This is a genomic window from Enterococcus hulanensis (assembly GCF_005405485.1).
In the GTDB taxonomy this organism is placed as follows: Bacteria; Bacillota; Bacilli; order Lactobacillales; family Enterococcaceae; genus Enterococcus_A; species Enterococcus_A hulanensis.
This window is the reverse complement of the sequence record NZ_BJED01000013.1, coordinates 110,309-135,642: the sequence shown is the minus strand read 5'-3', so window position 1 is coordinate 135,642 and position 25,334 is coordinate 110,309. Positions and strand designations below refer to the sequence as shown.

Sequence of the window (25,334 nt, the reverse complement as noted above, 5' to 3'; positions counted from 1 at the left end):
TATAGAAACGCCCTACACATTTGGTTTGTTTTATTCGTTCAGTTTTCAAAGGTCTACATGGTTTGCCGCTTTGTTTCGGCAACTTTTAAATCATAACAGATTGCCAAATTAATGTCAACAACTTTTTTCGAAATATTTTCAAGAAAAATTGTTGTCATCGCTTTATGCGACTTTGATAGAATAACTGAAAGTCAGTCATCTGTCAATAACAATTTTTAAGTTTTTTTGAGCGACACACGCTCGCTTTGGAACATAAAATAATATACCAACATAATCTTATCTGGTCAATCAAAAATAGTGACTTTTTTGAAGTTTTTTTTATTACTGACCAATGTTCTTTATTGTTCGTGTAAATGTTCGCAAATAACATGAAAGCTGATTGAAAATTACCTTTTCACAAAAAATTCAATCGTTTTTTTGCAGCAAAAGATGACATCAATTTCTAATAATCCATTTGAAACACACTAAAAAAGACGTCCAGCAAAGCTGAACGTCTAAAAAATTTATTTTATCGCATCGTTGGAAACAACAAAACGTCGCGAATCGACTGAACATCTGTTAACAACATAACCAGACGATCAATTCCGATTCCTAGACCACCAGTTGGCGGCATACCATATTCCAAGGCTTCCAAGAAATCTTCATCCACACCATGTGCTTCATCATTTCCTTGTTCGCGTTCTTTTTCTTGTGCTTCAAAGCGTTCTCTCTGATCAATTGGATCGTTTAATTCTGTAAAGGCATTCGCAAATTCACGGCCTACGATGAATAATTCGAAACGATCTGTGAAGCGTCCATCCTCAGAGTTTTTCTTTGCAAGTGGGGAAACTTCAACTGGGTGTCCATATACAAACGTTGGTTGCTCAAGTGTTTCTTCAACAAACGTCTCAAAGAATTCATTGATAATATGTCCGATTTCCATCGTATCTTTTATCTCAACCCTGTGCTCTTTTGCTAATGAACGAGCTTCTTCAATAGTCATTTCTGGCCAGAAATCTACGCCTGTTTGTTCTTTGATCGCATCTACCATATGGATACGTTTGAACTCAGAACCTAAGTCGATTGTTTGTCCATCGTAAGAAAGAGTTGTTTCTCCAAGAACATTTTGCGCAACGTCACGAATAATTCCTTCTGTTAAATTCATTACATCTAAGAAGTCTTGATACGCAGTATAGACCTCCATCATAGTGAATTCTGGATTGTGAGTAGTATCGATTCCTTCATTACGGAATACACGTCCGATTTCATAGACTTTTTCCATTCCACCGACAATTAGACGTTTTAGGTGTAATTCTAATGCTATACGTAGATATAAGTCCATGTCTAAAGCATTATGATGTGTAATAAATGGACGGGCAGTCGCACCGCCGGCTTCATTATGCAAGACAGGTGTTTCAACTTCGATATAGCCCAATCCATCTAGGTATCGACGAATTTGGCTGATAATTTGGCTGCGTTTAGTAAAACGATCGAAACTTTCACGATTACTGATTAAATCTAAGTAACGTTGACGATAACGTTGTTCCACATTCGTCAAACCGTGGTATTTTTCTGGCAAAGGGCGCAATGCTTTTGAAAGCAAAGTGATTTCTTTTGCTTTAATCGATACTTCACCTGTATCTGTCTTCATGATTTCTCCAGTTACACCAAAGAAATCACCTAGGTCACTTTTTTTGAAGATCGCGTAAGGTTCTTCACCGACTTCATCTTTACGGACATAAATCTGGATTTGGCCTTCACGATCTTGTAAATGGGCAAAGCCAACTTTTCCTTTTCCGCGTTTGGTCATCATACGACCAGCCACGCTGGCAGTCAATTGTTTTTCGTGGAGCTCTTCTTTAGTATTTGCATCATATGTTTCATGCAGTTCTTTCGAGTTCGCAGTACGTTCAAAGCGTGCGCCAAACGGATCGATTCCTTCTTCACGAAGGGTTTCCATTTTTTCGCGGCGAACACGCATTTGATCGTTCATTTCTGTCAAATTTGTTTGTTCCTCAGTCACGAATGTTCCTCCTCAGTATGTAATTACTCTTACTTATAATGCCAATGAATAGGCAAAAAATCAAGCCGAATTCCTCATTCGGCTTGAAGATCAGCTAATTTTCTCTCTTGTTTCGCTCTTTTCAACAAGTTCATCCAACAAATCTACAATAACTTGTTTTTCTTCGGTTTGATTGATGGCAACCTTAACTTTCGCTGACCGCGAAATTCCTTTTAAATAGTAGCTTGCATGTTGTCGAAATTCGCGACAAGCGATTTTCTCGCCTTTTAGATTAATTAAACGTTCTAAATGCAATTTCGCAGTCTCAATCTTTTCTCTGGCACTTGGTTCTGGGATCAGTTCACCTGTTTCCAAATAATGCTGTGTTTGGTGAATCATCCAGGGATTTCCTAGAGCTGCTCGACCGATCATTACAGCATCAGCACCAACTTCTTCAATCATTCGCTTCGCGTCTTCCGGAGTTCGAACATCACCATTTCCCATAAAAGGAATCGTCAACTGTTCTGCGACTTGTTTTAAAACGTCCCAATTAGCTTGACCTTCATACATTTGCACCCGTGTTCGACCATGCATTGCAATCGCAGAAGCGCCCGCACTTTGAGCAGCCAGTGCATTTTCAACAGCGAAAACATGCTCCTCGTCCCAACCAATTCGCATCTTCACTGTCACAGGAATATCTACAGCGGAAGAAACAGTATCAACCATTTCGTAGACCTTATTAGGATCTAGTAACCACTTTGCGCCTGCTTCGGCTTTGATGACTTTGTTTACGGGACACCCCATATTGATATCAATGATATCTGCCTCTGTATTCTCTTGAACAAATTGTGCGGCCTCTACCAATGAATCTTTGTTTCCGCCAAAAATCTGAATACTTAACGGATGCTCACGTTCATCAATGTACAGCATCTCCAGCGTTTTTTTATTTCTAAAATGGATGCCTTGATCACTTATCATTTCACAAACGACTAAGCCAGCCCCAAATTCTTTCACTGTTACACGAAAAGCGGCATTAGTGATTCCTGCCATTGGAGCAACTACGATCCGATTCGGCACTTCCACATTACCTATTTTCCATGTGCCATTTAATGGTTTCACTACTATTCCCCCAAAATTTCTTGCTTCAATTCGTAAAGATCCGCTTCACTATACTTGTATTTATTATTGCAAAATGCACAGACTGCTTCCGCACCGTGATCTTGATCGATTAATTCTTGAATCTGTTCTGCTCCTAAAGTAATAATCGCTGACGCAAATTTTTCTTTAGAACAGTCGCATTTAAATTGCACTGGCATTGTTTCTAAAAATTCCACATCATCTGCACCCAATAGATTTTGTAATATTTCCTCCGGTGTTTGACCTTCGTCTAATAAAGTAGAAATACGAGCTGTTTCCTTCAAACGCACTTCGATTTGATCAATGATCTCATCACTGGCTCCTGGCATAATTTGAATCATAAAGCCGCCGGCAGTTTTAATAGAATCATCCGTATCAACTAAAACCGAGACGCCAACTGCAGATGGAATCTGTTCCGATACAGCTAAATAATAGGTAAAGTCTTCGCCGATTTCACCAGAAACAATCGGTGTTTGACCAGAAAAAGGTTCCTTTAGGCCCAAATCTTTAGTGACGGTGAACATGCCTTCTGTCCCTACCGCACCTCTTACATCAATTTTTCCGATTTCATTTAGCGGCAAACTGATGTGAGGATTTTTGATGTAGCCTTTCACCTCACCTTTACCATTACTATCAACAACGATGGCTCCGGCTGGTCCATTTCCTTCTATTTTGACGGTCATTTTATCTTCGCCTTTTAACATTGCTCCTAGCATCAAGGCCCCGATCATTGTTCGTCCTAAAGCCGCGGAAGATGTATTCCATGTATCATGACGTTCTTGCGCTTCTCCTACCGTTTCTGTTGCATTCACTGCATATGCTCGAACAAAGCCCTCATAGGCTAATGCTTTTACTAAATAATCACTCATCTGTCTGCTCCTCATTCCTAAAATACTCGTGATTGCATCATACTAGGTGTTTCAACTTTTTTCAACTTCTCTGTATGAGCTTGATAGAAAAGTTTAATAAACTTGTTTACTTAAAACAAAAAAATAAACAGACGACCATGCGCCTGTTCATTAAAACCATACTGGTAATAAAATTGCTGCCATTGCTGTAGCATCATATTTCATTGCTTCACTTTTGAGTTGCTTGTGCAGCTCACCCAATGCCTCAGGAAACTCATTTTGGTGTGATAAAGCATATAATGCAATCTCTTTACAAATTTTAGTTGCGACTAATCCACACGCTTCTGTTTTTTCTAATAAACGTGCATTGTCCAACAAAAATTTTTGAACTTCGGGAAGTGTTTTTATTTCTTCATTTCCATAGGCTTGACTGATTTGATCCATCATTTGTCTAGCTTTTTCGCTATTTTTCATTCTGATCTACCCCTCGACATCATTCTACTCTTGTAAAGTTTTTATGCCAAATCAAAGGAGTTCCTTCATCATAATCAAATCTGTTTGCTTATCCTCTCCAACAATAAAATCATGAGCACCAACTTTTTCAAACCCAAAAGCGCGATAGAATTGCAAAGCGTTAGTATTCTTCTCCCAAACTCCTAACCAAATACTTTCGCGATTTTCTTTAGCCGCTACTTCAAAAGCATAATCTAATAATTGGCGTCCCAACCCCAGCCTTTTGAATTCTTTACGGATATAAATCCGTTCAACTTCTAAATTATTACTATCCGACATCTCTGTTTGCGCCCTTTCAGTATTCAACTTCAAATAGCCCGCCAAACTATCGGCCCAGTAAATAAAGAAGAAGCGCGATTCAGGATTTATCATTTCCTCTTTTAACTTTCCAAATCCATAAGCTTCGGACAAATACTCTTGTAAATCTGCTGGATTATTATCCGCTGCAAAGGTGTCAACAAACGTTTCGACACTGATTTTCTGCAGCTCTGTTAAATCATCCAAATTACATAAACGAATTTTACCCTCCATATTTCCCCCTCCTTATGTACACTTTTAATCTTTAAAAAAAATGTTGATAAAATAAACGACATGCCCGAAGACATGTCGTTATAGTTTTTATTCTTGATTATCGTTTGTATCATCAGGTTCGATTTTATCGTCTGAATCTTTATGTTCCGGTGCTTTATCCTCTGCTTGTTTCTCAGCATCTTTTTCTTCCAAAGCACGTTTCGCTTCTTCGAAAGTTTGTGCTTGAGCTTTTTCACTTGGATAAGGACTGCCTTTACCTTCAGGCATTTCACCTGTTTCAAACAATGACTTGATTGCTTTTGCATCCAAGGTTTCGAATTCCAACAGTTTTTCAGCAATCAATTTATGCTGTTCACGATGAGTTTCAATGATCTCACGTGCTTTGTCATGAGCAGACATCAGGATACTTCGAACTTCTTCATCAATCTCAAAAGCTACTTGTTCAGAATAAGCTTTTGTTTGACCATAATCACGGCCAACAAAGACTTGATGATTTCCTTCGTATTGAACCGGACCGAGTTTATCACTCATTCCGTATTCTGTTACCATGCTACGAGCTAGCGCAGTGGCTTGTTCAAAGTCATTTGACGCACCTGTTGTTTGAGAATTAAAGACAATTTCTTCAGCGGTACGTCCACCAAGTAAACCAACAATTTGTTCAAACATATCATCTTTAGACATCAACATTTGATCTTCTTTTGGCAAGGCAATCATGTATCCGCCGGCACGTCCACGAGGGATGATCGTCACTTTATGAACGACGCGAGCACGGTTCAAGACCATTCCGATGATCGTGTGCCCTGCTTCGTGGTAAGCAACCATTTCACGTTCAAGCTTGCTGATAACACGGTCTTTCTTAGCAGGTCCTGCAATCACGCGATCTTCTGCTTCATCAACGTCAGAAGCATCGATCTTCTTCTTGTTGCGACGAGCCGCAACTAAAGCCGCTTCATTCAAGACATTTTCTAAATCGGCACCAGCAAATCCTGGTGTTTGTTGAGCAACGACTTTTAAATCAACATCGTCTGCTAACGGTTTATTCCGAGAGTGAACTCTAAGAATCGCTTCACGACCTTTAACATCTGGACGACCAACTAAAATTTGGCGGTCAAAACGTCCCGGACGTAATAACGCTGGATCTAGTACATCAGAACGGTTGGTTGCAGCGATAACGATAACGCCTTCGTTGCCATCAAATCCATCCATTTCCACTAGCAATTGGTTTAGGGTTTGTTCACGTTCATCGTGACCGCCGCCCATGCCGGCACCACGTTGACGACCAACAGCATCGATTTCATCGATAAAGATGATCGCTGGTGCATTTTTCTTAGCAGTTTCGAATAAATCCCGAACACGAGAAGCTCCGACCCCAACGAACATTTCCACGAAATCAGAACCTGAAATCGAGTAGAAAGGTACACCTGCTTCGCCAGCTACCGCTTTAGCAAGCAAGGTTTTACCAGTTCCGGGAGGTCCCTCTAGTAAAACACCAGCTGGAATACGAGCGCCTAGTTCTACGAAACGACGTGGATCTTTTAAGAATTCTACGACTTCGACTAGTTCTTGTTTTTCTTCTTCTGCCCCGGCTACATCAGAGAAACGTACCCGATTGGCTTTTTTGTCGGCTTCTTTGGCTTTTGATTTACCAAAATTCATGACACGGCCATTACCGCCGCCACCGCCGCCTTGTTGACCGATCATCATGTAGAAGAAGAAAATCATAATCAAGATTGGTAAGAAGCTTACTAATAATGTAACCCACATGCCGCTGCTTGATTCTTCTTCAATTTGTGTCTTAACTTTGTTTTCTTTTGCTAAGTCTGTAACTTGACTCAAGGTTGAGTCATTTGGCAAAACAATCGTTGAGAAGTTTGTTGTTTTTGATTCCGTTCCTCCTCCAATGATGCTCAAGCCTCCAGAATTAGTAACCTCTTGCTTTTCTTTATACTCACCAGTGATTTTGTATACTCCACTAGCGGGCTGGATCTTAAGATTCTTGATTTTGCCTTCTTGCATCTGTTCAGTAAAGGTTGAATACTCGATATCTGGCGAAGCTGATTTGTTATCTCCAAAAAGGAAATAAACAACCATGACCATAGCCAAGATGACGAGAATATAATAGAGAGCATTTTTTACTCCCTTATTGTTTTTGTTCATCTGCGTCCTCCTCGCACTTGTTAGCTTATTAGCTTGTTAAAAAAGTTTTATCAATTTTGACCTTTTAAGTATATCATACTGTGATTTTTTCGGTCACTAATTTGATTGATAAATTTCTGGCTTCAATACACCCACATACGGCAGGTTACGATACGCTTCTGCATAGTCTAGTCCGTAACCAACGACGAATTCATTTGGTACATCAAAACCAACATAATCTGCATGAATGTCGACCACACGTCCTTCAGGTTTGTCTAACAATGTGACAATCTTCACTGATTTTGCTTTACGGTATTTGAAAAGGTCTACTAAATAGCCCAAGGTACGACCGCTGTCGATAATGTCTTCTACAATTAATAGATCACGACCTTCAACATTGGTGTCTAAGTCTTTGATGATTTTTACCTCACCTGAAGAAACAGTTTGATTGCCGTAACTTGATACATCCATAAAATCTAATTCTAAATGGGCATCAATCTCACGAACGATGTCAGCCATAAAAGGTACGGCTCCTTTTAAAATACCAACTACCAATGGATTTTTGTCGGTATAATCTGCAGTTAGTTGTGCGCCTAATTCAACACAGCGCTTTTGAATATCTTCTCTAGTAATCAATACTTTTTCAATATCTTTTGCTAGCATCTAGAAACTCCTTTCATTTCGCTACTTGAAGCGTATAGTCAAGTATGTAGTGTATTCTATCAGTTTCAGTTGTAATACTCAAATAGGAATTAACAAAAGGTAAAAGCGCTACGATTTCTCCCATAGAATCCTCTACCACCCACGCTTGATCTCGTTGTTCATTCGGAATTTTTTTATCAATAAAATAACGATTGATCCGCTTAAATAACGTTTCTGACAATCGGATTCGATCGCCTGCATGTCTTCTGCGAATTGTTAAAGGCAGCTTGACTGCGGCTGGCAAGAGCACATGGTATGCATCAATCTCGGAGGCTGTATCGCTTTTTCTCAAAGCAATTGTCCCTCCTTCCGGCAATTTAATTTGTTCGTTTTCATTCAAACTAAATATCCCATCACTGATTATTCCCTTTTTTTCTAAACAAAATTGCTGATAGCGACGAGTAAACTGCCACCCATCCCCAAGATCAACAGACCATTGAGTGACAGGCCGCTCAATTTGGTCTAGTAATGAAAATAGTTGTCGTTGCGAGAGTATTAGTCTTGTCTGATCCTCGATTTGCTGAAAGAAAGCAGAAAGAAAATAATAACGAGCTCCTGTTTCAGGAGGCAAATTTTCACGCAAAAAAGACCAGCGCTGACCGTCAAATTCGATATTTCTTAAATTTTCTTTTAGCGCCTGTTCAATCAGCTGATTCGCCCAAGTCAACTGCTGATGAAACTGCTGCGCATGAGTTAATATCTGCGGATTTTCCTTTTTTAGTTCAGGTACGATATTCTTGCGAATCCGATTGCGGAAATAGTCTTGTGAGTCATTTGTGGCATCTTCGAAATAAGTCAGCTGTTCTTTCTTGGCGTAGGAATAGATTTCTTCTTTTGAAAAAGAAAGCAGCGGGCGCAGCAAAATACCTGGACCGAAATCTTGTTGACGAGCGATTCCGCTATGTCCTGCCAGAGAGCCTCCCCGAGTGAGGCGCATCAATAAGGTCTCTAGCTGATCATCGCTGTGATGAGCAGTCAAAAGCAAATCATACTTTTCTTGCTCCATGATTTTTTCAAAGAAATTATAACGGACTCTTCTTGCTTCAGCCTCAATATTTTTTTCCGCTGGCCTTTCCCAAACCTTCATATATAACGGCAGACGTTGCTTTTCGCAATAGTCTCGCAGAAAATCTGCCTCAGCTTTTGATTCTGGTCGCAATTGATGATTTACATGAACTACTCCCATCTTCACATTCTGTTGTTCCAGTAAATGCAAGAGTACCATCGAATCAACACCTGTTGAGACTGCCAATAAAATCTTCTGACCTGTCAATAACTCGGGATTTTTACGGAAAAACTCTTGTTCCATGTTATACTCCTTATTTTTCTTAGATTAAAAATGAATAAGTCAAACCAGCATTCATTCCGATAAGAAAGACTTCACGAACTTGCACAACTTTTTCGCTTATTGCCGAGCTAGTTGCTGCTTGATGCTAATTTAGCAGCAACTAGTTGGGGCGCACCGTTGCGTTGAAAAGTTAGTTCGTGAAGCCGGACATCGAAAACTATGGTATAAAAACCCTTTAAATTGTGGAAAACTTATACTTCTTTACGCTTAAAAAAAGCTGAAATCCCATAAGAATTTCAGCTTCTCTAGTTTAACTACTTTTAACTACGACGACCGCCTCGGCCTCCGCGTTTTCCTTCGGTGTTACGTTTGATCGATGACAAGCGATCATCGCTATCCTTTAAAAAGGAACTCATCAATGAATCGAAGTCTTGTTTGCCGCTATTTTGGGGCTTGCCTTTTGCTGATGGTTTCGGGCGATTATTATCACGAAACTCGCGTTTGAAAGGTTTCTTTTCCGGTTGTTGTGGCTGGTCTTGGGCTTTACGGATTGAAAGACCGACTTTTCCGTCATCTCCCACAGAAGTTACTTTAACCGTTACTTCATCGCCAACAGTCAATACATCATGAATGTCTTTGACAAAACCGTTAGATATTTCACTGATATGGACTAAGCCCGTTTTACCCTCTCCCAAGTCAATAAAGGCACCAAAATTGGTGATCCCTGATACTTTTCCTTGCAGCTTAGCTCCTACTTCGATTGACATAAAAAAAATGTTCCTCCTAATTTTTTTCCAATTTATTTTAAAACTGCTACTAAACCTATTTGGCAGTTTCGGACTTTACTACTTCGTCAGCGGACTGTTGGTCCTTGCTAGGCGTATTTGCTGATTCTGGTAAAACAAAAATCAATTCGCCGTCTTTTGAATAATAGAAACGACTACGAGCTAATTTTGCTACATAGTTATCGTCTTTCAACAATTTCACGTCTTGTTTCAAACCATCTACCTGCTCATCCACTTTTGCGGATTCTGCGACTGTTTTGACTTTGATATCTTTTAATTCACTTAAATGACGTTGCTCGTTGAAAATTTGGACTCCCATGACAATTGCGACAAAGGCTGCTACAGCAAACAACGCTGCTAAACGACGACGTTTAAATATTAATTGACGATGTTGCTTTTGAAATTTACGATATTGCTCTTTTGCATACGGTGTATCTAACGAAGCAATTTTCTGCGTCTCGTTTTCATTCATTCCTGTTCGCTCCTTACCATGAAATTCTTTACTATTATATCAATTCACGATATAATTGTCTATTTGAATTATCCCTAATTGCCGTTATTTTCCACGCGTGTCTCACTAATAATCCGATACATTTTTGCTGCATCGTCTTTTTTCGTCGACTCATGCAGTTCTTCTACCGCGACCTCTAAGACTTTATTACCGAATTGAATTCTTAACTGATCCCCAACTTTAACATCTGTTGAAGATTTTGCTAATTTTCCATTTACCTGAATTCGCCCTTTGTCAGCGACTTCTTTTGCCACTGTCCGGCGTTTAATAATCCGTGAAATTTTTAAAAACTTATCTAAACGCATAATCTATCTCCTTTTCCAATTTATTCTCAATAGTTTACTGCCAAACGGCAACATCAGCCATTCGCGAATTGTTAACAAGCGTAACTGAATAGCTAAGATTAAAAAGGTGCTTCCGCCAATCAGCACACCTAAAATTGCCGCTATTAATGCAATACTTCTTTTTTGAACTATTCCAAAAACTATACTGATACCGCCATAATAACATATCAGCACCACAACCATGCCTGCTAAGCAAATTAAAAGGTTGCGCATGAAGTGCCGCTGGCTGCCATACGCCCGTGTTTCACGGTCACAAGAAAAATGCAGAATACACAAAGCTGCTACCAAACCTACTAAAGTTGATAGGCTCGCGCCGATTGTCCCAAACTGTTTCGTCATTCCACCTGTAACAACCACTTTTAATAATAATCCAACTCCGGCAGCCTGCAAAGAGCTGCGATATTCATTTTGACTTTGAGCAATACTTTGATAAGCCTGCACCATCGCCATCAGAAAAATCGCAAAAACAAATAAAACTAGTGTGCCGTTTCCTTTATAGTCTTTGAACAATGCATAATTCACATAGGGCAATAGCATGGCTAATCCAATCGAGGCTGCCGCTGCGATGCCGCAGGTCAAACGCAGAAAGATTTGGCTGGTATTAATAAACATTCTGCGATCACGATTGACAAGATAGCGAGTCAATAAAGGTAGAAAGCTTGAACTTAATGCCAAGGCCACTACAAGGCCCAACTGTACTAATGGCTGTCCGCGGTCATAGACCCCTTTAGCCAGTTTTGCTCCATGTTCACTTAAACCAAAATCAACTAAAGCTTTTTTAACAGTAAACGAATCAATTAGCTGAAACAAGATCAAAAAACCGCTATAAATTGTCATCAAACCGCCCTCAAGCACAAGGCGCCGGCCTAACGCTAACGCATTTCCACCAAGGTCAGGTATTTTTCGTACGATACTTGTTCCTAATACTTTTCGGCGATAATACCATAAAACCAAAACTGCGGCGATGCCGCCAACTAAAGCTCCTGACATCGCTACTGTTCCCGTATGATAAACATCCCATCCGAATTGCTTGAACGACCAAGCAGCTAGTACGATTACCGCCACTCGAATCAGCTGCTCGACTACTTGTGATACCGCAGTTGGCACCATCAGCAACTTTCCTTGAAATTCTCCCCGTGTAATCGAGAGAAACGGCATAATTACAAAGGTAAAGGAAACAACTCGAATTAATGGCGCCAGTTGCCCGTCGCCCATCCAGTCGGCCAGCGGTTGTGCAGTGAAAAAACACAGCGCCCATAAAAACAGACCAAAGCCGCTGATTAAGGGAAATAATTCTTCCAATGCTCTTCGCTGCTGGCGCGGCTCTTTCTGCTCTGCCACATATTTTGAAATAAACTGCGGCAAGCCTGATAAGGCCAAAGTCATGGCGATACCATAGATTGGATAGACTTGCTGATACACATAAAAGCCTTCATCGCCTGCGAAGTTTTGATAAGGCACTCGATAAACGGCGCTCAACAACTTTGCTACGAATGACGCGGCAGTCAAGACGAAGGCGCCTTGCATCATGACTCGCATTTCTTTATTCGCCAGTGTCTCCACCGCCTATTCCTTATATTTTTGTTCCCGCAGTGCACGAACGAACAAGCTGATTTCTCGTAGCCAAACGGCTTCATCCATATTTTTTGCGATCATCAACTTGATAACCATTTTATCTTTTTCAACACCCAACGTTGCTTTCATTTTTGTAGCACTCAAGGCTTCAAAAAGCTGTTCAACTTTATACGCTTTAGTCCCAACTTTACTTAAGGTGAAGATAATCTGCTGCTGGCGTTTTTGGATACTTTCGACTAGCGCACGATCGCCGTCCATTTTGATTTGTCCGATATTCAACAGGTTGGCCACTTCATCTGGGTAGTCGCCAAAGCGATCCACTAGATCAGCTTCTACTTCATCCAGCATTTCTGTACTTTCCAACTCGCGAATCCGTTTATAAATCTCGATTTTTTGCCGTTCATCTTCAATATAAGTTCCTGGAATATACGCGTCGATTCCTAAATTAATCTCTACCGAAGTTCGTTCAACTTGAGTATTTTTTCCTTGTTTGCGATCAACTGCCTCAGACAGCATTTGCGAATACATATCAAATCCAACGGCATCGATAAAGCCGTGTTGTTGCGCGCCCAAAAGATTTCCCGCTCCACGAATGGATAAATCTCGCATCGCGATCTTAAAGCCTGAACCTAATTCGGTAAAGTCCTTGATTGCCTGCAGACGTTTTTCGCTGACTTCATTCAGTATTTTTTGTGGTTCATACATGAAGTACGCATAAGCGATCCGATTGCTTCGGCCAACTCGTCCGCGTAATTGATACAAAGTCGACAGTCCCATATAATCGGCATTCTCGACAAACAATGTATTTACATTGGGAATATCGACACCTGTTTCGATGATCGTCGTGGTAACTAAAATATCATATTGTCCATCAATAAAATCCATCAATGTATTTTCTAATTGAACTTCCGTCATTTGACCATGAGCAAAACCGATTTTCGCATCGGGCACTAACATTTGCAGTTCTTCTACTTTTCGTTCGATTGTTTCTACCCGATTATATAGGTAGAAAGCTTGTCCGCCACGAGCCATTTCACGTTCGATGGCTTCTCGAATCGCTCCCGGGTTCGTCTCCATCACATATGTTTGAATTGGATAACGATTTTCCGGTGGTGTTTCGATCACAGAAAGATCACGCACGCCTAACATAGACATATGCAAAGTCCGAGGGATTGGCGTCGCTGTTAAAGTCAGTACATCTACTTGAGAACGCAATTGCTTTAACCGCTCTTTGTGCTTCACACCAAAACGCTGCTCTTCATCGATGACCAGCAGACCTAAATCCGCAAACTGCAAATCTTGTGACAAGAGACGATGTGTTCCCACCACAATGTCTACTTGACCAGTACGAATCTTCTCAATGGTTTCTTTCTGCTGTTTCTTCGTCCGGAATCGGCTCAACATCGCTACGTTGACTGGAAAGTTTTCGAAACGTTCCGTCATCGTATCATAGTGCTGCTGTGCCAAAATGGTTGTAGGAACAAGAAAAGCAACCTGTTTATTTTCTTTGATCGCTTTGAACGCTGCTCGTAAGGCTACCTCGGTCTTACCAAAGCCCACATCACCAACTAATAAGCGATCCATCGGACGAGTTTTTTCCATATCATGTTTGATTTCCGCAGCACTTCGCAGCTGGTCATCTGTCTCAGTATATGGAAAGGCATCTTCAAATTCCTTTTGATATTCATCATCTGGTCCAAAAGCATACCCACGCTCGGCTTCACGTTTAGCATACAGTTCAATCAAATCATCCGCAATGTCTTCGATTCTTTTCGAAACTTTGCTCTTGGTCTTGGTCCATTCACTGCCGCCTAGTTTATTGATCTTCGGCGGTTTTGCCTCGGAAGAAACATATTTTTGAATCAAATTTAATTGTGTGACAGGAATAAAGAGCTTGTCGTCTTTTTGGTACAAGATCGACATATAGTCTTGATGAACACCGTCGATCTCGATCGTTTCCATACCGACGTATTTACCGATCCCATGATTCGCATGGACAACGTAATCGCCAGGTTTTAATTCATTGTAGCTTTTCAGCCGTTCTGCGTTAGAAATCGTTTGGCGGCGAGCACGTTTTTTAGTGACCTTTTGAAATATCTCTCGTTCGGTCACTACAACTATTTTATCTTGCGGCAGCTCAAAACCATTTGTCAGTGTTCCCGTTACGATCTGTGTTTGTCCTGCCAATAAATGGTCAGGCGTCGTTTGAACTGCTTTGATATCGACATCATGAAATTCTTGAGTTAGTTTTTCTTGTCGTTCATGATCTGACACAAGGAATAAAACTGTCTGCTCTTGTTTCTGCCAACGGTCAACTTCTGTTTTTAACAAAGGCATTTGTCCGAAAAATTGCTGCATCGAACGATATTGAAAATTGTGGATCGCCTCAAAACGCAGATTCCCCATCCCTTTTTGGAATAGCGAGAAGAAGCTTGTAACATGTTTCGTATTTTTGATTAGTTCATGGGCATTCAGCCCAAAATTTTGTTCAGAAAAGACTCGCAGTTCTTCGATTTTTTGGGTATGCCATTCGGCTTCTTCCCGTTCCATCTCACGATGAGTCTCCATCATACGCGGATAGTCATCAATAAATAGCAACGCGTCTTCAGCAAAATGATCCAATAATGAAACTTTTTCTTCATATAATAAATCTGTATAATATTTTGCTTGTTCGGTGGGGATGCCATCCTCCCAAGAAGCGATCAATTGTCCGAAATAGTCGTTCAAAAAATTATAATCTTCTTTTTCCTTCGTAACTGCCAAGCGATTTTGCAAAAGCTGATTTATTTTTTGCGCACCTTGCGTCAGATTTTCTGCAGAAAAAACCAGATCAGTCGTCGGCGTAATCCAAACTTCATTTAGATTTTCTACCGAACGCTGGGTTCCCGGTTCAAAATAGCGTAAAGAATCAACCTCCACATCAAACAATTCGACCCGAACTGGGTATTCTGTAGTTAATGGGTAAATATCAACAATACTGCCTCGCATACTGAACTCGCCAGGTTTTCCGACCATCGTTTGACGTTCATAGCCCATCAATACTAACCGCTGGGCCAAGTTTTCTAAATCAACTTCACTGCCGATTTCCCAATGCAGCTGATTTGCCTTCCATGTTTCAGCAGTCGGTAAATGTTTTCTTAATGCCGCAACTGGTACCACATAAATGCCGCTTGCGCCTTGAGATAATGCTTGCAATGTCGATACACGTTCTGCCCGTGCTTCTGGTGAGGCAAAAGCCATTTCTGCCGAAAGCACCTCATCAACTGGAAACAGATGAACATCATCCACTATATTTCGCAGTTCATCCGCCAATTGATTACTATAGTAGAGATTTGGTACAACAATCACCGTTTGCTTTTGGCCTACTTGATGCGTACCCGCCATCACTAAAGCCTTAGCCGAACCGGAAAGTCCGGTCAACAGTTGACGTTTGGCTTTTTTAGCTAAGTCAGCTTGCCATTGCTTAACCAGTGGCAGCTGATTTATAAATTCAATCAAATTCATTTTCTTGCTCCTTACATATTCCGTTGAGCCTGTTAAACTCAGCTCGTTTATTTGTGCCTTAATTAAATCGATTCATTGTCTGCAAGAAATCCTTGCCTGAAACAAAATCATCCGCAGCTTCAGCGGCACGCGCGACGCTATTTGCAATAATTGCTGTATCTTCTTTAGCAAAGGTGCTTAATACATGATTCACAACGGTTTTTCCGTTTGGCCGCCCGATACCGATTTTAATTCGGTTAAAATCCTGTGTCCCGATATGGGAAATAATACTTTTCAAGCCATTATGTCCTCCGGCACTGCCTTTTTGGCGCAAACGTAGTTTACCAAGCTCCATATCTAAGTCATCGACGATCACTACTAGTTCTTCTAAATAAACGCCGAAATAGGTCATCAACGGACCTACTGCTCGTCCAGACTCATTCATAAAAGTCAGCGGTTTTACTAATAAAATTTTTTCACCATTAACGAAATAATCCGCCACTTCCGCTTCAAACGTATTCTTTTTGAAAACAGCTCCATGTTCCTTCGCTAACTGATCCACAACCATAAAACCAACGTTGTGTTTTGTATTTTCATATTTCTTCCCTGGGTTTCCCAACCCTACGATCATTTTCATACTATTCCGCCTCGTTCTTTTAGTTAAAATCTGTTTATATTTAAATTTTACTGATTTTCATTTGCATGACAAAATGCTGGATAGTCAAATGACTACCCAGTCCAAAAATTTCTTTATACAGTATAACACAAACTATCCTGTAGTGACCGTTTTCAGTGCTTTAAGACTCTCTAAAGATTCTGTTATTTTTGAAAAAAGTTTATAGTATCAGTCTCCCAAGCTATCAAGACATGAAGCGTTTTCTTCTGAAACAGCAAAAATAACTGTATTATTAATGAGTAAAATACGTGACAAGTTTCATTAATTAGTGTTATCATTCCACTGAAAAACAAATAGAAGAAGGGATTGGTACACATGACTGCAACAGCAGCTAGTAAAACCCATCAAAAAGTAATGTTAATCGGAGACGGCGCAGTAGGTTCAAGTTATGCCTTTGCTTTAGTCAATCAAAATATCGCTCAAGAAATCGGTATTATCGATATCGATAGCAACCGTACACAAGGAGATGCCATTGATTTATCACACGCATTAGCCTTTACATCCCCTAAGAAAATTTATTCTGCTTCTTATGAAGACTGTCACGATGCTGACCTAGTTGTCATCACTGCTGGTGCTCCGCAAAAGCCAGGCGAAACTCGTCTAGATTTAGTCGGTAAAAACCTGCGCATCAACAAAAGTATCGTAGAACAAGTTGTGGCATCTGGCTTTGACGGTATCTTTTTAGTAGCCGCAAACCCTGTAGATATCTTAACTTACTCTACATGGAAATTCTCTGGCTTCCCTAAAGAACGCGTAATTGGTTCTGGAACTTCTTTAGATACAGCACGTTTCCGTCAAGCAATCGCTGAATTAGTCAACGTTGATGCTCGTAACGTCCATGCTTACATCTTAGGCGAACATGGCGACTCAGAGTTTCCAGTTTGGTCACATGCTAACGTTGCTGGTTTACAAATTTACGAATGGGTCAAAGACAATCCAGAAGTTGATGAAGAAGCTTTAGTAAACCTATTCTTCGGTGTCCGTGATGCTGCTTATGAAATTATCGAGAAAAAAGGCGCAACCTTCTATGGTATCGCTGTTGCCCTAGCTCGTATCACTCGTGCGATCCTAAATGATGAAAGTGCAGTATTCCCATTATCTGTTTACTTAGAAGGTCAATATGGACAAAATGATATCTACATCGGTGCCCCAGCAGTTGTTAATGCTAAAGGAATCCAAAACATCATTGAAATTCCATTATCTGATGCTGAAAAAGATCGTATGGATGCTTCTGCTAAACAACTTAAAGAAGTTATGGACAAAGCTTTCGCTGATCTTGAAGCGGAAGGAAAATAAAAAACTTTTTAAGTCGTAAAGAATATGAATATTCTTTGCGGCTTTTTTTAATATTTGCTAACATTTCAAGGCAGATCACTCGTATTTTAGCTATTCTGTGGTATATTTGTATTCGGTATATCATTTTAATAATCGATTACTCTTTTGGTAGAATACTTCGATAATGAATGAAGACCAAATAAAAGGAAATGCAATGAGGAGTTATTTCGATGACAAGAAATGAAAAAAGAAATTCTCGTAGCCGAACGCGAATCGGTGTGATTATTGTATTAGGTTTATTGGTAGTTTTAATTGGCGGATACGCTGTTCGCAGTACATATTATGCTCAAAGGTTTCTTCCAAATACAGTGGTAAACGGAGTGAAGATCAATAATTTAACGGTGAGCGAAGCAAACCGAAAGATTACTCGTGAGCTGACAGATTCACCCTTCCTAATAAAAATCGACAACGAAAATTGGAAAGAGATCAATCGCAAAGATCTAGGCTGGCAAAATGACTACCTGCCGGGCTTAAAAGAACTACAGAAAAAGCAAAACCCATTTAGCTGGGGGATGCAATTAGTTTCAGCAGCAGATACAAAAGATGTCGACGGTAATACGTTAGACGAAAACAAATTGAACGCTGTCGGAGAGGCAGTTCGTGCAGAATTGACTCAAACCAACACAACCCGAACAGCAACAGAAAATGCGAAAGTTGCTCGAACAGATGATGGTTTTGAGATTACACCTGAAAAACAAGGAAATACGATTGATGTTGATGCTGCCGTAACTGCGTTTAAAGAAGCAGCCCAAAACGGCAAACATACGATTGACTTTGATGACTATCTAGCTAAACCAACCATCACCAAAGATGATGCGGATTTGAAAAAGACCATGGATAAAATGAATGCTGTCGCAAAAATCAAAGCGAACTACAGCATTAATGGCGAAAATTTCCAAATTCCTTCAGCTGATATCAATAGCTGGTTAGTGGATGAAAATGGCACGATGACTCTTGATAAAGAGAAAGTAACTGCTTACGTAACAAGTTTAGGCGAAAAATACAATACAAGTTCAAAACCGACGGAATTCAACAGTACTCGTCGCGGTAAAGTTTCAGTGCCAGCCGGTACTTACAGTTGGACAATTGATACTTCCGCAGAAGTTGAAGCTTTAACAAAACAAATTTTAGAGGGTAAAGACTTCACGCGTTCACCAGTTGTTACCGGTGCAACGACCGCGGACAAACCATTAATAGATAAAACCTATATTGAAGTAGATCTGCAAAATCAACATATGTGGTATTACAAAGATGGTAAAGTGGCTTTAGAAACCGATATCGTCAGCGGAAAACCAAGTTCACCAACTCCTCCAGGGGTCAATTATGTGTGGTCGAAAGAAACTAACAAGACCTTAAAAGGAAAAAATGACGACGGATCAGATTATGCAAGTCCTGTTAAATATTGGATGCCAATCGATTGGACCGGCGTCGGACTTCACGATTCTGACTGGCAGCCTGAATACGGCGGCGAGCTTTGGAAAACCCGCGGCTCTCATGGTTGTGTGAATACACCACCAGCTGTAATGGCTCAACTCTTTGATATGGTTGAAGTCGGAACTCCTGTATTAGTCTTTTAAAGTAAAGTAAAAACCAGCGAAAATTTCGCTGGTTTTTTTGTTTGCTCTACAAGTTAGTTTTTAACTTCATATTCTATTCTGCGGAGGTAAACACTTCAGATACATCATCATCATCTTCCAATTTCTCCACTAAACGATCCAGCTTCTCTTGCTGCTCTTCATCCAAGTGAACCGTTGTTTGCGGAATCATGGTTAATTCTGCTTGTGCTAACGTGAATCCATCGGCCTCCAGTTGATCCCGCACACTCGTAAAATCTTCAGCGGCAGTATAGATTTCAAAAACTTCCTGCAGAATCTCCATGTCCTCTGCGCCCGCCTCCAGCACATCTTCAAACATCGTATCCTCGTCCACCGTCAAGTTCTCACGTTCGATAGCGATATAACCTTTTCGATCAAACATATAATTGACCGAGCCGGTCTCGCCTAAATTTCCGCCATTCCGAGTAAAGGCCACACGAACATTTGTCGCTGTTCGATTTCGGTTATCAGTCAACGCGTGAACTAAAATTGCTGCGCCGCCAGGTCCATATCCTTCATAAGTAATTTCATCGTAATGTTCACCCTCACCTGCCGAAGTCGCTTTTTTGATCGCTCGATCGACATTATCATTTGGCATATTGGCTGATTTAGCTTTATCAATTACTAAACGCAATGCAGGATTCGTACTCGGGTCAGGACCACCAGCTTTAGCTGCCATATAAATTTCACGCGACATCTTTTGAAAGATTTTTCCTCGTTTCGCATCTTGGGCGTTTTTACGTCCTTGAATATTGTGCCACTTACTATGTCCTGACATGGTACATTCCTCCAATATTTTTGATCTCTTTCATTGTCCATCCGAAAACATTTTTCGTCAAGAATTATCCCTATCAACGCTTTTTAAGAATAGTTCGATAAGCGATAATAATCAAACAGGCTGTCAATGCTCCACACGAATCTAGCATCACATCTTGAAATAATGGGGTCCGTCCACCAGTCAACATTTGGTGGAATTCATCAGTAGCCGCATAACCAGTTGCAGCTAGCCAAGCGAAAAACAGACCTAAGACCGATGATTTCTGTTTCAATTTGGGTAATAATCCTAAGTATAGGCTGCCGCCTAAAATAAAATAAGTCATAAAATGAGCGGCTTTCCGAATAAAGAATTCGACAAATTTAACATAGCCTTTTGCAGCTATACTTACTTCACTACCAGCATAGTTAAATGAAATTCGACTAAAGAAATCTTTCAGCGGTTCATTTGCCAATATTTTTTCAATTAATGAAACTTGACTTTGCTGCTGATAGGTCATTGAAGAACTAATGAATAAGACCAGCATCATAACAACCGCCAGACCCAAATAGAAGTTGCCATTTTTCAATTGTTTCTGCATTGCATTTCCTCCATTAAAAAAACCGGTACGAAATTCGTACCGGTCATGATTGATTAAATTTGATTACATACGAACTGCAAAGCTTGGTGCGTAGTAACTTACAGAACTTACAGTAACTGTTTCGCCAGGTTGTGGTGCGTGGATGTATTGTCCGCCGCCCATTGCGATTGCTACGTGATATGAACCACCAGGGCTACCCCAGAAGTATAAGTCACCAGCTTGTGCTTGATCAACAGAGATGCGTGTTCCAGCTGATTCTTGAGGAACAGTCCATCCGCCGATTTCACGACCAGTTGCTTGACGATACACATATGAAGTGAAGCCTGAGCAGTCAAATCCTGCAGGTGTTTTTCCGCCCCATACATAAGGTGTGCCGATATATTTCATCGCTTCAGCTACTACTCCGCCAGTATTTCCAGATGGTGCTGGAGCTGGTGTCGGTGCTGGAGTTTCAGGTACAGCAGGTGTCTCCGGTGTTGATGGAGTCGTTGGTGCTGGTGTCGGAGTTGCTCCGCCGCCTTGGAAATTATCTTCGCTAGTTGAGTCTGTTGAAGACGATTCAGTTGCACCTGTTTGTGTTTGTTCTTCAGTTGATGAAGATTCTACTGTAGATGAAGACTCAACTGTTGAGCTTTCAGTCGTAGTAGTGCTTGCAGCAGCAGCTTCTTCTTGTGCTTTACGATCTGCTTCTGCTTTCGCATCTGCATCAGCTTGTGCTTTACGGTCTGCTTCTGCTTTTTGAGCAGCTTCTTGTGCTTCTGCAGCCTTGCGAGCTTCTTCTTGAACACGTTCTTGTTCTTTGATTGCAGCTTCTTGTTTTTCTTTCAAGCTAGCTTTTTCGCTTTCAACCGTTGCTTGCTCAGCAGCCAATGTCGTTGTTTGAACATTTAAATCTGCTTGTTTAGTAATTAAATCACCTTTTTGGCTTTCCAATGTTGCTTGGTTAGCAGTGATTTGTTCTTGTTGTTTTTGATTTTCAGTTTGTTTTTTCTCAACTTCAGCTTTGTCAGCTTTTTGTTGTTCAACTAAATCATTGTTCGCTTTAACGATCGTTGTCATTGCTTGAACACGGCTGACAGCATCTGTAAATGACTCAGCATTCAATACTACATCAATAACATTAGCTGATGATTGTTTTACTTGTACATTACGCGCTTGCTCTTTGATTGCTTCTGAACGTTTTTCGATACGTTTTTTCAATGTTTCGATTTGTTTTTGCAATTCTTGAGATTCTTGTCTCAATGCTGCTTGTTCATTTAATAATCCTTGTGCTTTATCATTAATTGAAGCAACTTCGCCTTCTAATGCACTGATTTGTGATTGTGCATCAGTTTGTTGGTTTTGTAAACTTGAAATTTTTGCGTCTTGGTCAGCAATTTTACTATCAAATTCATCGGCAGAAGCTGCGGCTGGAGCTGCTAATGCGCTTAATGTTACTGAACATACCATTAATGCTGATAACAAACTTTTTTTCACTCTAATGTCCTCCGACTACTTAATCTTTTATTTTGAATTTAATTAGACTTTTTTTCTAACACATCCATGAGTTTACCATAGCTGTGTGTCATCCGTATAATAGCTTTGTTACAAAAACATTTCATTTCACTATTTTTTAGTTACAAATCCAGTCCACAAAAAAACAGAAGAAAAATTCTTCTGTTTTTTTCGTTCATTTAAATAGCTGCAGATATCCTTTATATGCCAAGTTCTTCTTCTGGCGGACCGATCAAAACTTTCTCTAATGGGAAAATTAAAATAACGAAGGTTAGAATATTTAAAAGCAGCGTTGGACCTAAATATCGCGGTACAAAAAAGTCGCTGCTGACCCCAGTCAGACCAAAAACAGATTGCAGTAACAGGCTGATCAACTCAAAGAGCGTCACACTGATTACGACTGTAAAAAAGAGCGTCAAAACATTTTGCTGAATCGTTTTCTTGAAGAAATAAAGCAACATAACTAATAGCGGAAAAATCACAGCATAGATTCCGATCACACCGATATAATATAAATCGTATAGAATTCCCAAAACCAAAGATGTTCCTAACAGGAACCGCTCATTGACCACTCTGGAGATAATCATCAGCACCAGCAGCGCCAAATGCGCGTTCGCTACATAAACATTATCGGTTAGAGACGCAATGATGCGAGTCACATGGGCATCCAGCAAAAATAATAAAAACAATAAACCAGGGGTAATGTATTTTAAGGTTGTCCGTCTAATCATTCGGTCGCTCCCGCCATTCTTTGGATAATCGTTACGACTGAAATATCATACATTTGCGCATAGGGCTTGATGTAAACTTCTTGATTCAATCCATTGCTGTCGGGTTTGACCTTGACGACCGTCCCGATAGCCAAATCCGCTGGAGAATTCCCCCCAAGTCCGGAAGTTTGGACCACATCGCCTTCTTTGATGTCTTGCCCTTCAGTAATTTCAGAAGCAATCAATTGCTGCTCTTTTACATCGTATTTATTCAAAACACCAAAAGAATTGCCTTTAGCTGAACTTATTTTTACAGGAAAATGATTACTACTTTTATTATCTGAAGTTAATAATTGAACCTTGGATGAATGAGCATTCACTTCCATCACCCGCCCGATCAGACCTTTTTGAGACATAACCGCCATATTCCCTTCAACACCATCACTGCTGCCTTTATCAACAATCAGCATATCCTGCCACGTATCCGGTGAACGCGTGATAACATTTGCCGTAACCTTTTCATAACTGGTCAAGGTTTGATTCAACTCAAGTTCATCTTTTAAGCGCTCGATTTCTTGTGCTTGATTCTTCGTTTGCTGCTTCACTTCATCGTATTGATCAACTTCACTCTTCAATTTTTGATTTTCGTCGTAGGTGTTAATCAAGTTAGAAACCGATTGAACACCGCCGCTTAGCCAACGTCCTGGTGCAGTAATTACCTTATCAACAACACTGATAGTGTCATTCACAGCTGATTGAACAATGTTCGTGTCACTGTCTTTCGCACGATTTGCTGCGGTAATCGAGACAGTTGCCACAACAATAATAACAACAATTAATATAATAATAATATTCTTATTTGGATTAAACTTTCTCACTTAGGCACCTCTGAACGCTATAATATAGAATGAATTTTACCACTAAACTCAAGGATTAAAAAGCATGGGCGGTTGATTTTAAAGAATTTTAGTATCTCTTATAAATAAAAAAATGAGTAGCAGATTCGTTTCAAAAAAAACGATTCTTAACTACCCAATTTAAACATCTCGGCTTTGGATCACAGCGATCAAACCTTCCGAAAAACTAACCTCAGCCTGCCCAGTCAAAAATTCATTGCTTGCCAAGCTAGTAGGCTGTAAAAAATCAACCTTCGAAAGTTCATATTTTACATTCTTCAATGACAATTTTCTAACTGGCGTCAAACAGCAGAAGGCCAAATATTTCATACTCGCTATTTTAGCAATCTGATGACTTCCGGGAGCAATATAGCTCACAACATTTCCTTGGTCCGCAATTTTAATTTGAGAAATAAATGGAGAGAAGCGCGGTTCAACACCTAACCATAAATTTGCTAACAAATGATCTAAACGACCACCAGTTGCTCCGATTAAAGTCACTTCTGCTTCAGGATAACGTTCGAAAGTCTTAACCAACGCTAGTTGTGTATCCGTATCATCTTTTTCCGCTGGAGAAGTCAACACTTCACCTACACCAGCGAATACTTCTTTTCTTTCATCCTCGTTCAATGAATCAAAATCGCCGATTGCCAGATCAGGTACGATTCCTCGACGCAAAAGGAATAGATTGCCTCGATCAATCCCGATGATTTTAGTAAAATCCTGTGAAAAAGCAGGCCAGTGATTAGGATCACCGCCTGCAACAAGTAAAATCTTCATTAGTCAATAGCTGCCCGCAATGCATTGATTTTTTCTTGCGGATTTTCTGCGTCATAGATATATGAACCAGCAACAAAAACATCCGCACCTGCAGCTGCGCATTTTTTAGCTGATTCCGGTTGAATCCCGCCATCTACTTCGATTTCATAGTGATAACCATGTTCTTTTCGTAAACGATCTAGTTCTGCAATTTTTTCGACAGTACTTTCAATAAATGATTGTCCACCAAAACCTGGATTAACTGTCATCACCAAAATTTGATCGACATCGTCTAAAACATATTTGATTGCTTCAACTGGGGTTCCTGGATTTAACACCACACCCGGTTTTACACCTGCAGCTTTGATCATTTGAACGACACGGTGAATATGCGGTGTCGCTTCTACATGGGCCATAATGATATCAGCCCCCGCCTTAGCAAAATCATTAATATAATTTTCCGGATTGGCGATCATCAAATGAACATCCAAAGGCAGTTTAGTAACTGGGCGCAATGCACTTACCACTACTTGACCAAAAGAAATATTCGGAACAAAGTTTCCATCCATCACATCAATATGAATGTAATCAACACCTGCATCCTCTACCATTTTCACTTCTTCGCCTAGGCGTGCAAAATCTGCACTTAAAATCGATGGTGCAATTTTCATAGTCTGTAC

General features: G+C 40.3%; 23 protein-coding genes. 2 read left to right on the top strand and 21 right to left on the bottom strand.

What is annotated here, in order from left to right:
• Positions 1–508: 508 nt before the first annotated feature.
• The 14 genes from lysS to pth form a co-directional block, all read right to left on the bottom strand.
• Positions 509–1,972, bottom strand: a complete 1,464-nt coding sequence (gene lysS, locus FFR60_RS14980; protein WP_137664783.1) for a lysine--tRNA ligase — start codon at positions 1,970–1,972, stop codon at positions 509–511.
• Positions 1,973–2,092: 120 nt separating this feature from the next.
• A complete protein-coding gene (gene dusB, locus FFR60_RS14975) occupies positions 2,093–3,100 on the bottom strand; it encodes a tRNA dihydrouridine synthase DusB (protein ID WP_137664777.1) in 1,008 nt (335 codons plus the stop codon).
• A 2-nt stretch (positions 3,101–3,102) separates the two neighbouring features.
• Positions 3,103–3,987 carry an Hsp33 family molecular chaperone HslO gene (hslO, locus tag FFR60_RS14970; RefSeq protein WP_137664776.1) on the bottom strand — a complete coding sequence of 295 codons (885 nt, stop codon included), beginning with the start codon at positions 3,985–3,987 and terminating at the stop codon, positions 3,103–3,105.
• A 150-nt stretch (positions 3,988–4,137) separates the two neighbouring features.
• Positions 4,138–4,440, bottom strand: a complete 303-nt coding sequence (locus tag FFR60_RS14965) for a bacteriocin immunity family protein (RefSeq protein WP_137664775.1) — start codon at positions 4,438–4,440, stop codon at positions 4,138–4,140.
• Positions 4,441–4,491: 51 nt separating this feature from the next.
• A complete protein-coding gene (locus FFR60_RS14960; protein WP_137664774.1) occupies positions 4,492–5,010 on the bottom strand; it encodes a GNAT family N-acetyltransferase in 519 nt (172 codons plus the stop codon).
• A gap of 87 nt (positions 5,011–5,097) precedes the next feature.
• Complete coding sequence (gene ftsH / locus FFR60_RS14955; RefSeq protein ID WP_137664773.1) at positions 5,098–7,167, bottom strand: ATP-dependent zinc metalloprotease FtsH; 2,070 nt, start codon at positions 7,165–7,167, stop codon at positions 5,098–5,100.
• Between the two features lie 96 nt (positions 7,168–7,263).
• Positions 7,264–7,809, bottom strand: coding sequence for a hypoxanthine phosphoribosyltransferase (gene hpt, locus FFR60_RS14950; RefSeq protein WP_088933627.1), 546 nt, complete (start codon positions 7,807–7,809; stop codon positions 7,264–7,266).
• Positions 7,810–7,822: 13 nt separating this feature from the next.
• A complete protein-coding gene (tilS, locus tag FFR60_RS14945; protein ID WP_137664772.1) occupies positions 7,823–9,157 on the bottom strand; it encodes a tRNA lysidine(34) synthetase TilS in 1,335 nt (444 codons plus the stop codon).
• Positions 9,158–9,456: 299 nt separating this feature from the next.
• Positions 9,457–9,903: a S1 domain-containing RNA-binding protein gene (locus FFR60_RS14940; RefSeq protein WP_088933629.1), complete on the bottom strand. Its 447-nt coding sequence runs from the start codon at positions 9,901–9,903 to the stop codon at positions 9,457–9,459.
• Between the two features lie 55 nt (positions 9,904–9,958).
• Positions 9,959–10,393, bottom strand: a complete 435-nt coding sequence (locus FFR60_RS14935) for an FtsB family cell division protein (protein ID WP_088933630.1) — start codon at positions 10,391–10,393, stop codon at positions 9,959–9,961.
• Between the two features lie 74 nt (positions 10,394–10,467).
• Positions 10,468–10,737, bottom strand: a complete 270-nt coding sequence (locus tag FFR60_RS14930; protein WP_088933631.1) for an RNA-binding S4 domain-containing protein — start codon at positions 10,735–10,737, stop codon at positions 10,468–10,470.
• A 3-nt stretch (positions 10,738–10,740) separates the two neighbouring features.
• Positions 10,741–12,303, bottom strand: coding sequence for a putative polysaccharide biosynthesis protein (locus FFR60_RS14925; protein WP_137664782.1), 1,563 nt, complete (start codon positions 12,301–12,303; stop codon positions 10,741–10,743).
• A 39-nt stretch (positions 12,304–12,342) separates the two neighbouring features.
• Positions 12,343–15,855 (bottom strand): transcription-repair coupling factor, encoded by a 3,513-nt coding sequence (mfd, locus tag FFR60_RS14920; RefSeq protein WP_137664771.1) that lies wholly within the window; start codon positions 15,853–15,855, stop codon positions 12,343–12,345.
• 58 nt (positions 15,856–15,913) lie between these two features.
• The gene (pth, locus tag FFR60_RS14915; protein WP_137664770.1) at positions 15,914–16,471 is read right to left on the bottom strand and encodes an aminoacyl-tRNA hydrolase; all 558 of its coding nucleotides are present in this window, start codon (positions 16,469–16,471) and stop codon (positions 15,914–15,916) included.
• A 354-nt stretch (positions 16,472–16,825) separates the two neighbouring features.
• Between pth and FFR60_RS14910 the strand changes: the two genes are divergently transcribed.
• Positions 16,826–17,806, top strand: a complete 981-nt coding sequence (locus tag FFR60_RS14910) for an L-lactate dehydrogenase (RefSeq protein WP_088933634.1) — start codon at positions 16,826–16,828, stop codon at positions 17,804–17,806.
• A 209-nt stretch (positions 17,807–18,015) separates the two neighbouring features.
• Positions 18,016–19,422, top strand: a complete 1,407-nt coding sequence (locus FFR60_RS14905; protein WP_137664769.1) for a L,D-transpeptidase family protein — start codon at positions 18,016–18,018, stop codon at positions 19,420–19,422.
• Between the two features lie 73 nt (positions 19,423–19,495).
• Here the strand turns inward: FFR60_RS14905 and FFR60_RS14900 are convergent, their stop codons facing one another.
• From FFR60_RS14900 to rpe, 7 genes are all read right to left on the bottom strand, one after another.
• A complete protein-coding gene (locus tag FFR60_RS14900; protein WP_137664768.1) occupies positions 19,496–20,218 on the bottom strand; it encodes a YebC/PmpR family DNA-binding transcriptional regulator in 723 nt (240 codons plus the stop codon).
• 73 nt (positions 20,219–20,291) lie between these two features.
• Positions 20,292–20,795, bottom strand: a complete 504-nt coding sequence (locus FFR60_RS14895) for a VanZ family protein (RefSeq protein WP_137664767.1) — start codon at positions 20,793–20,795, stop codon at positions 20,292–20,294.
• A gap of 63 nt (positions 20,796–20,858) precedes the next feature.
• Positions 20,859–22,271 carry a C40 family peptidase gene (locus FFR60_RS14890; RefSeq protein ID WP_137664766.1) on the bottom strand — a complete coding sequence of 471 codons (1,413 nt, stop codon included), beginning with the start codon at positions 22,269–22,271 and terminating at the stop codon, positions 20,859–20,861.
• Between the two features lie 218 nt (positions 22,272–22,489).
• A complete protein-coding gene (gene mreD / locus FFR60_RS14885; RefSeq protein ID WP_137664765.1) occupies positions 22,490–23,020 on the bottom strand; it encodes a rod shape-determining protein MreD in 531 nt (176 codons plus the stop codon).
• Positions 23,017–23,877, bottom strand: coding sequence for a rod shape-determining protein MreC (gene mreC, locus FFR60_RS14880; RefSeq protein WP_088933640.1), 861 nt, complete (start codon positions 23,875–23,877; stop codon positions 23,017–23,019). The genes mreD and mreC overlap by 4 nt, the downstream gene beginning before the upstream one ends.
• 159 nt (positions 23,878–24,036) lie before the next feature.
• Positions 24,037–24,675 (bottom strand): thiamine diphosphokinase, encoded by a 639-nt coding sequence (locus tag FFR60_RS14875; protein WP_137664764.1) that lies wholly within the window; start codon positions 24,673–24,675, stop codon positions 24,037–24,039.
• The gene (gene rpe, locus FFR60_RS14870) at positions 24,675–25,325 is read right to left on the bottom strand and encodes a ribulose-phosphate 3-epimerase (RefSeq protein ID WP_137664763.1); all 651 of its coding nucleotides are present in this window, start codon (positions 25,323–25,325) and stop codon (positions 24,675–24,677) included. The genes FFR60_RS14875 and rpe overlap by 1 nt, the downstream gene beginning before the upstream one ends.
• Positions 25,326–25,334: the final 9 nt, after the last annotated feature.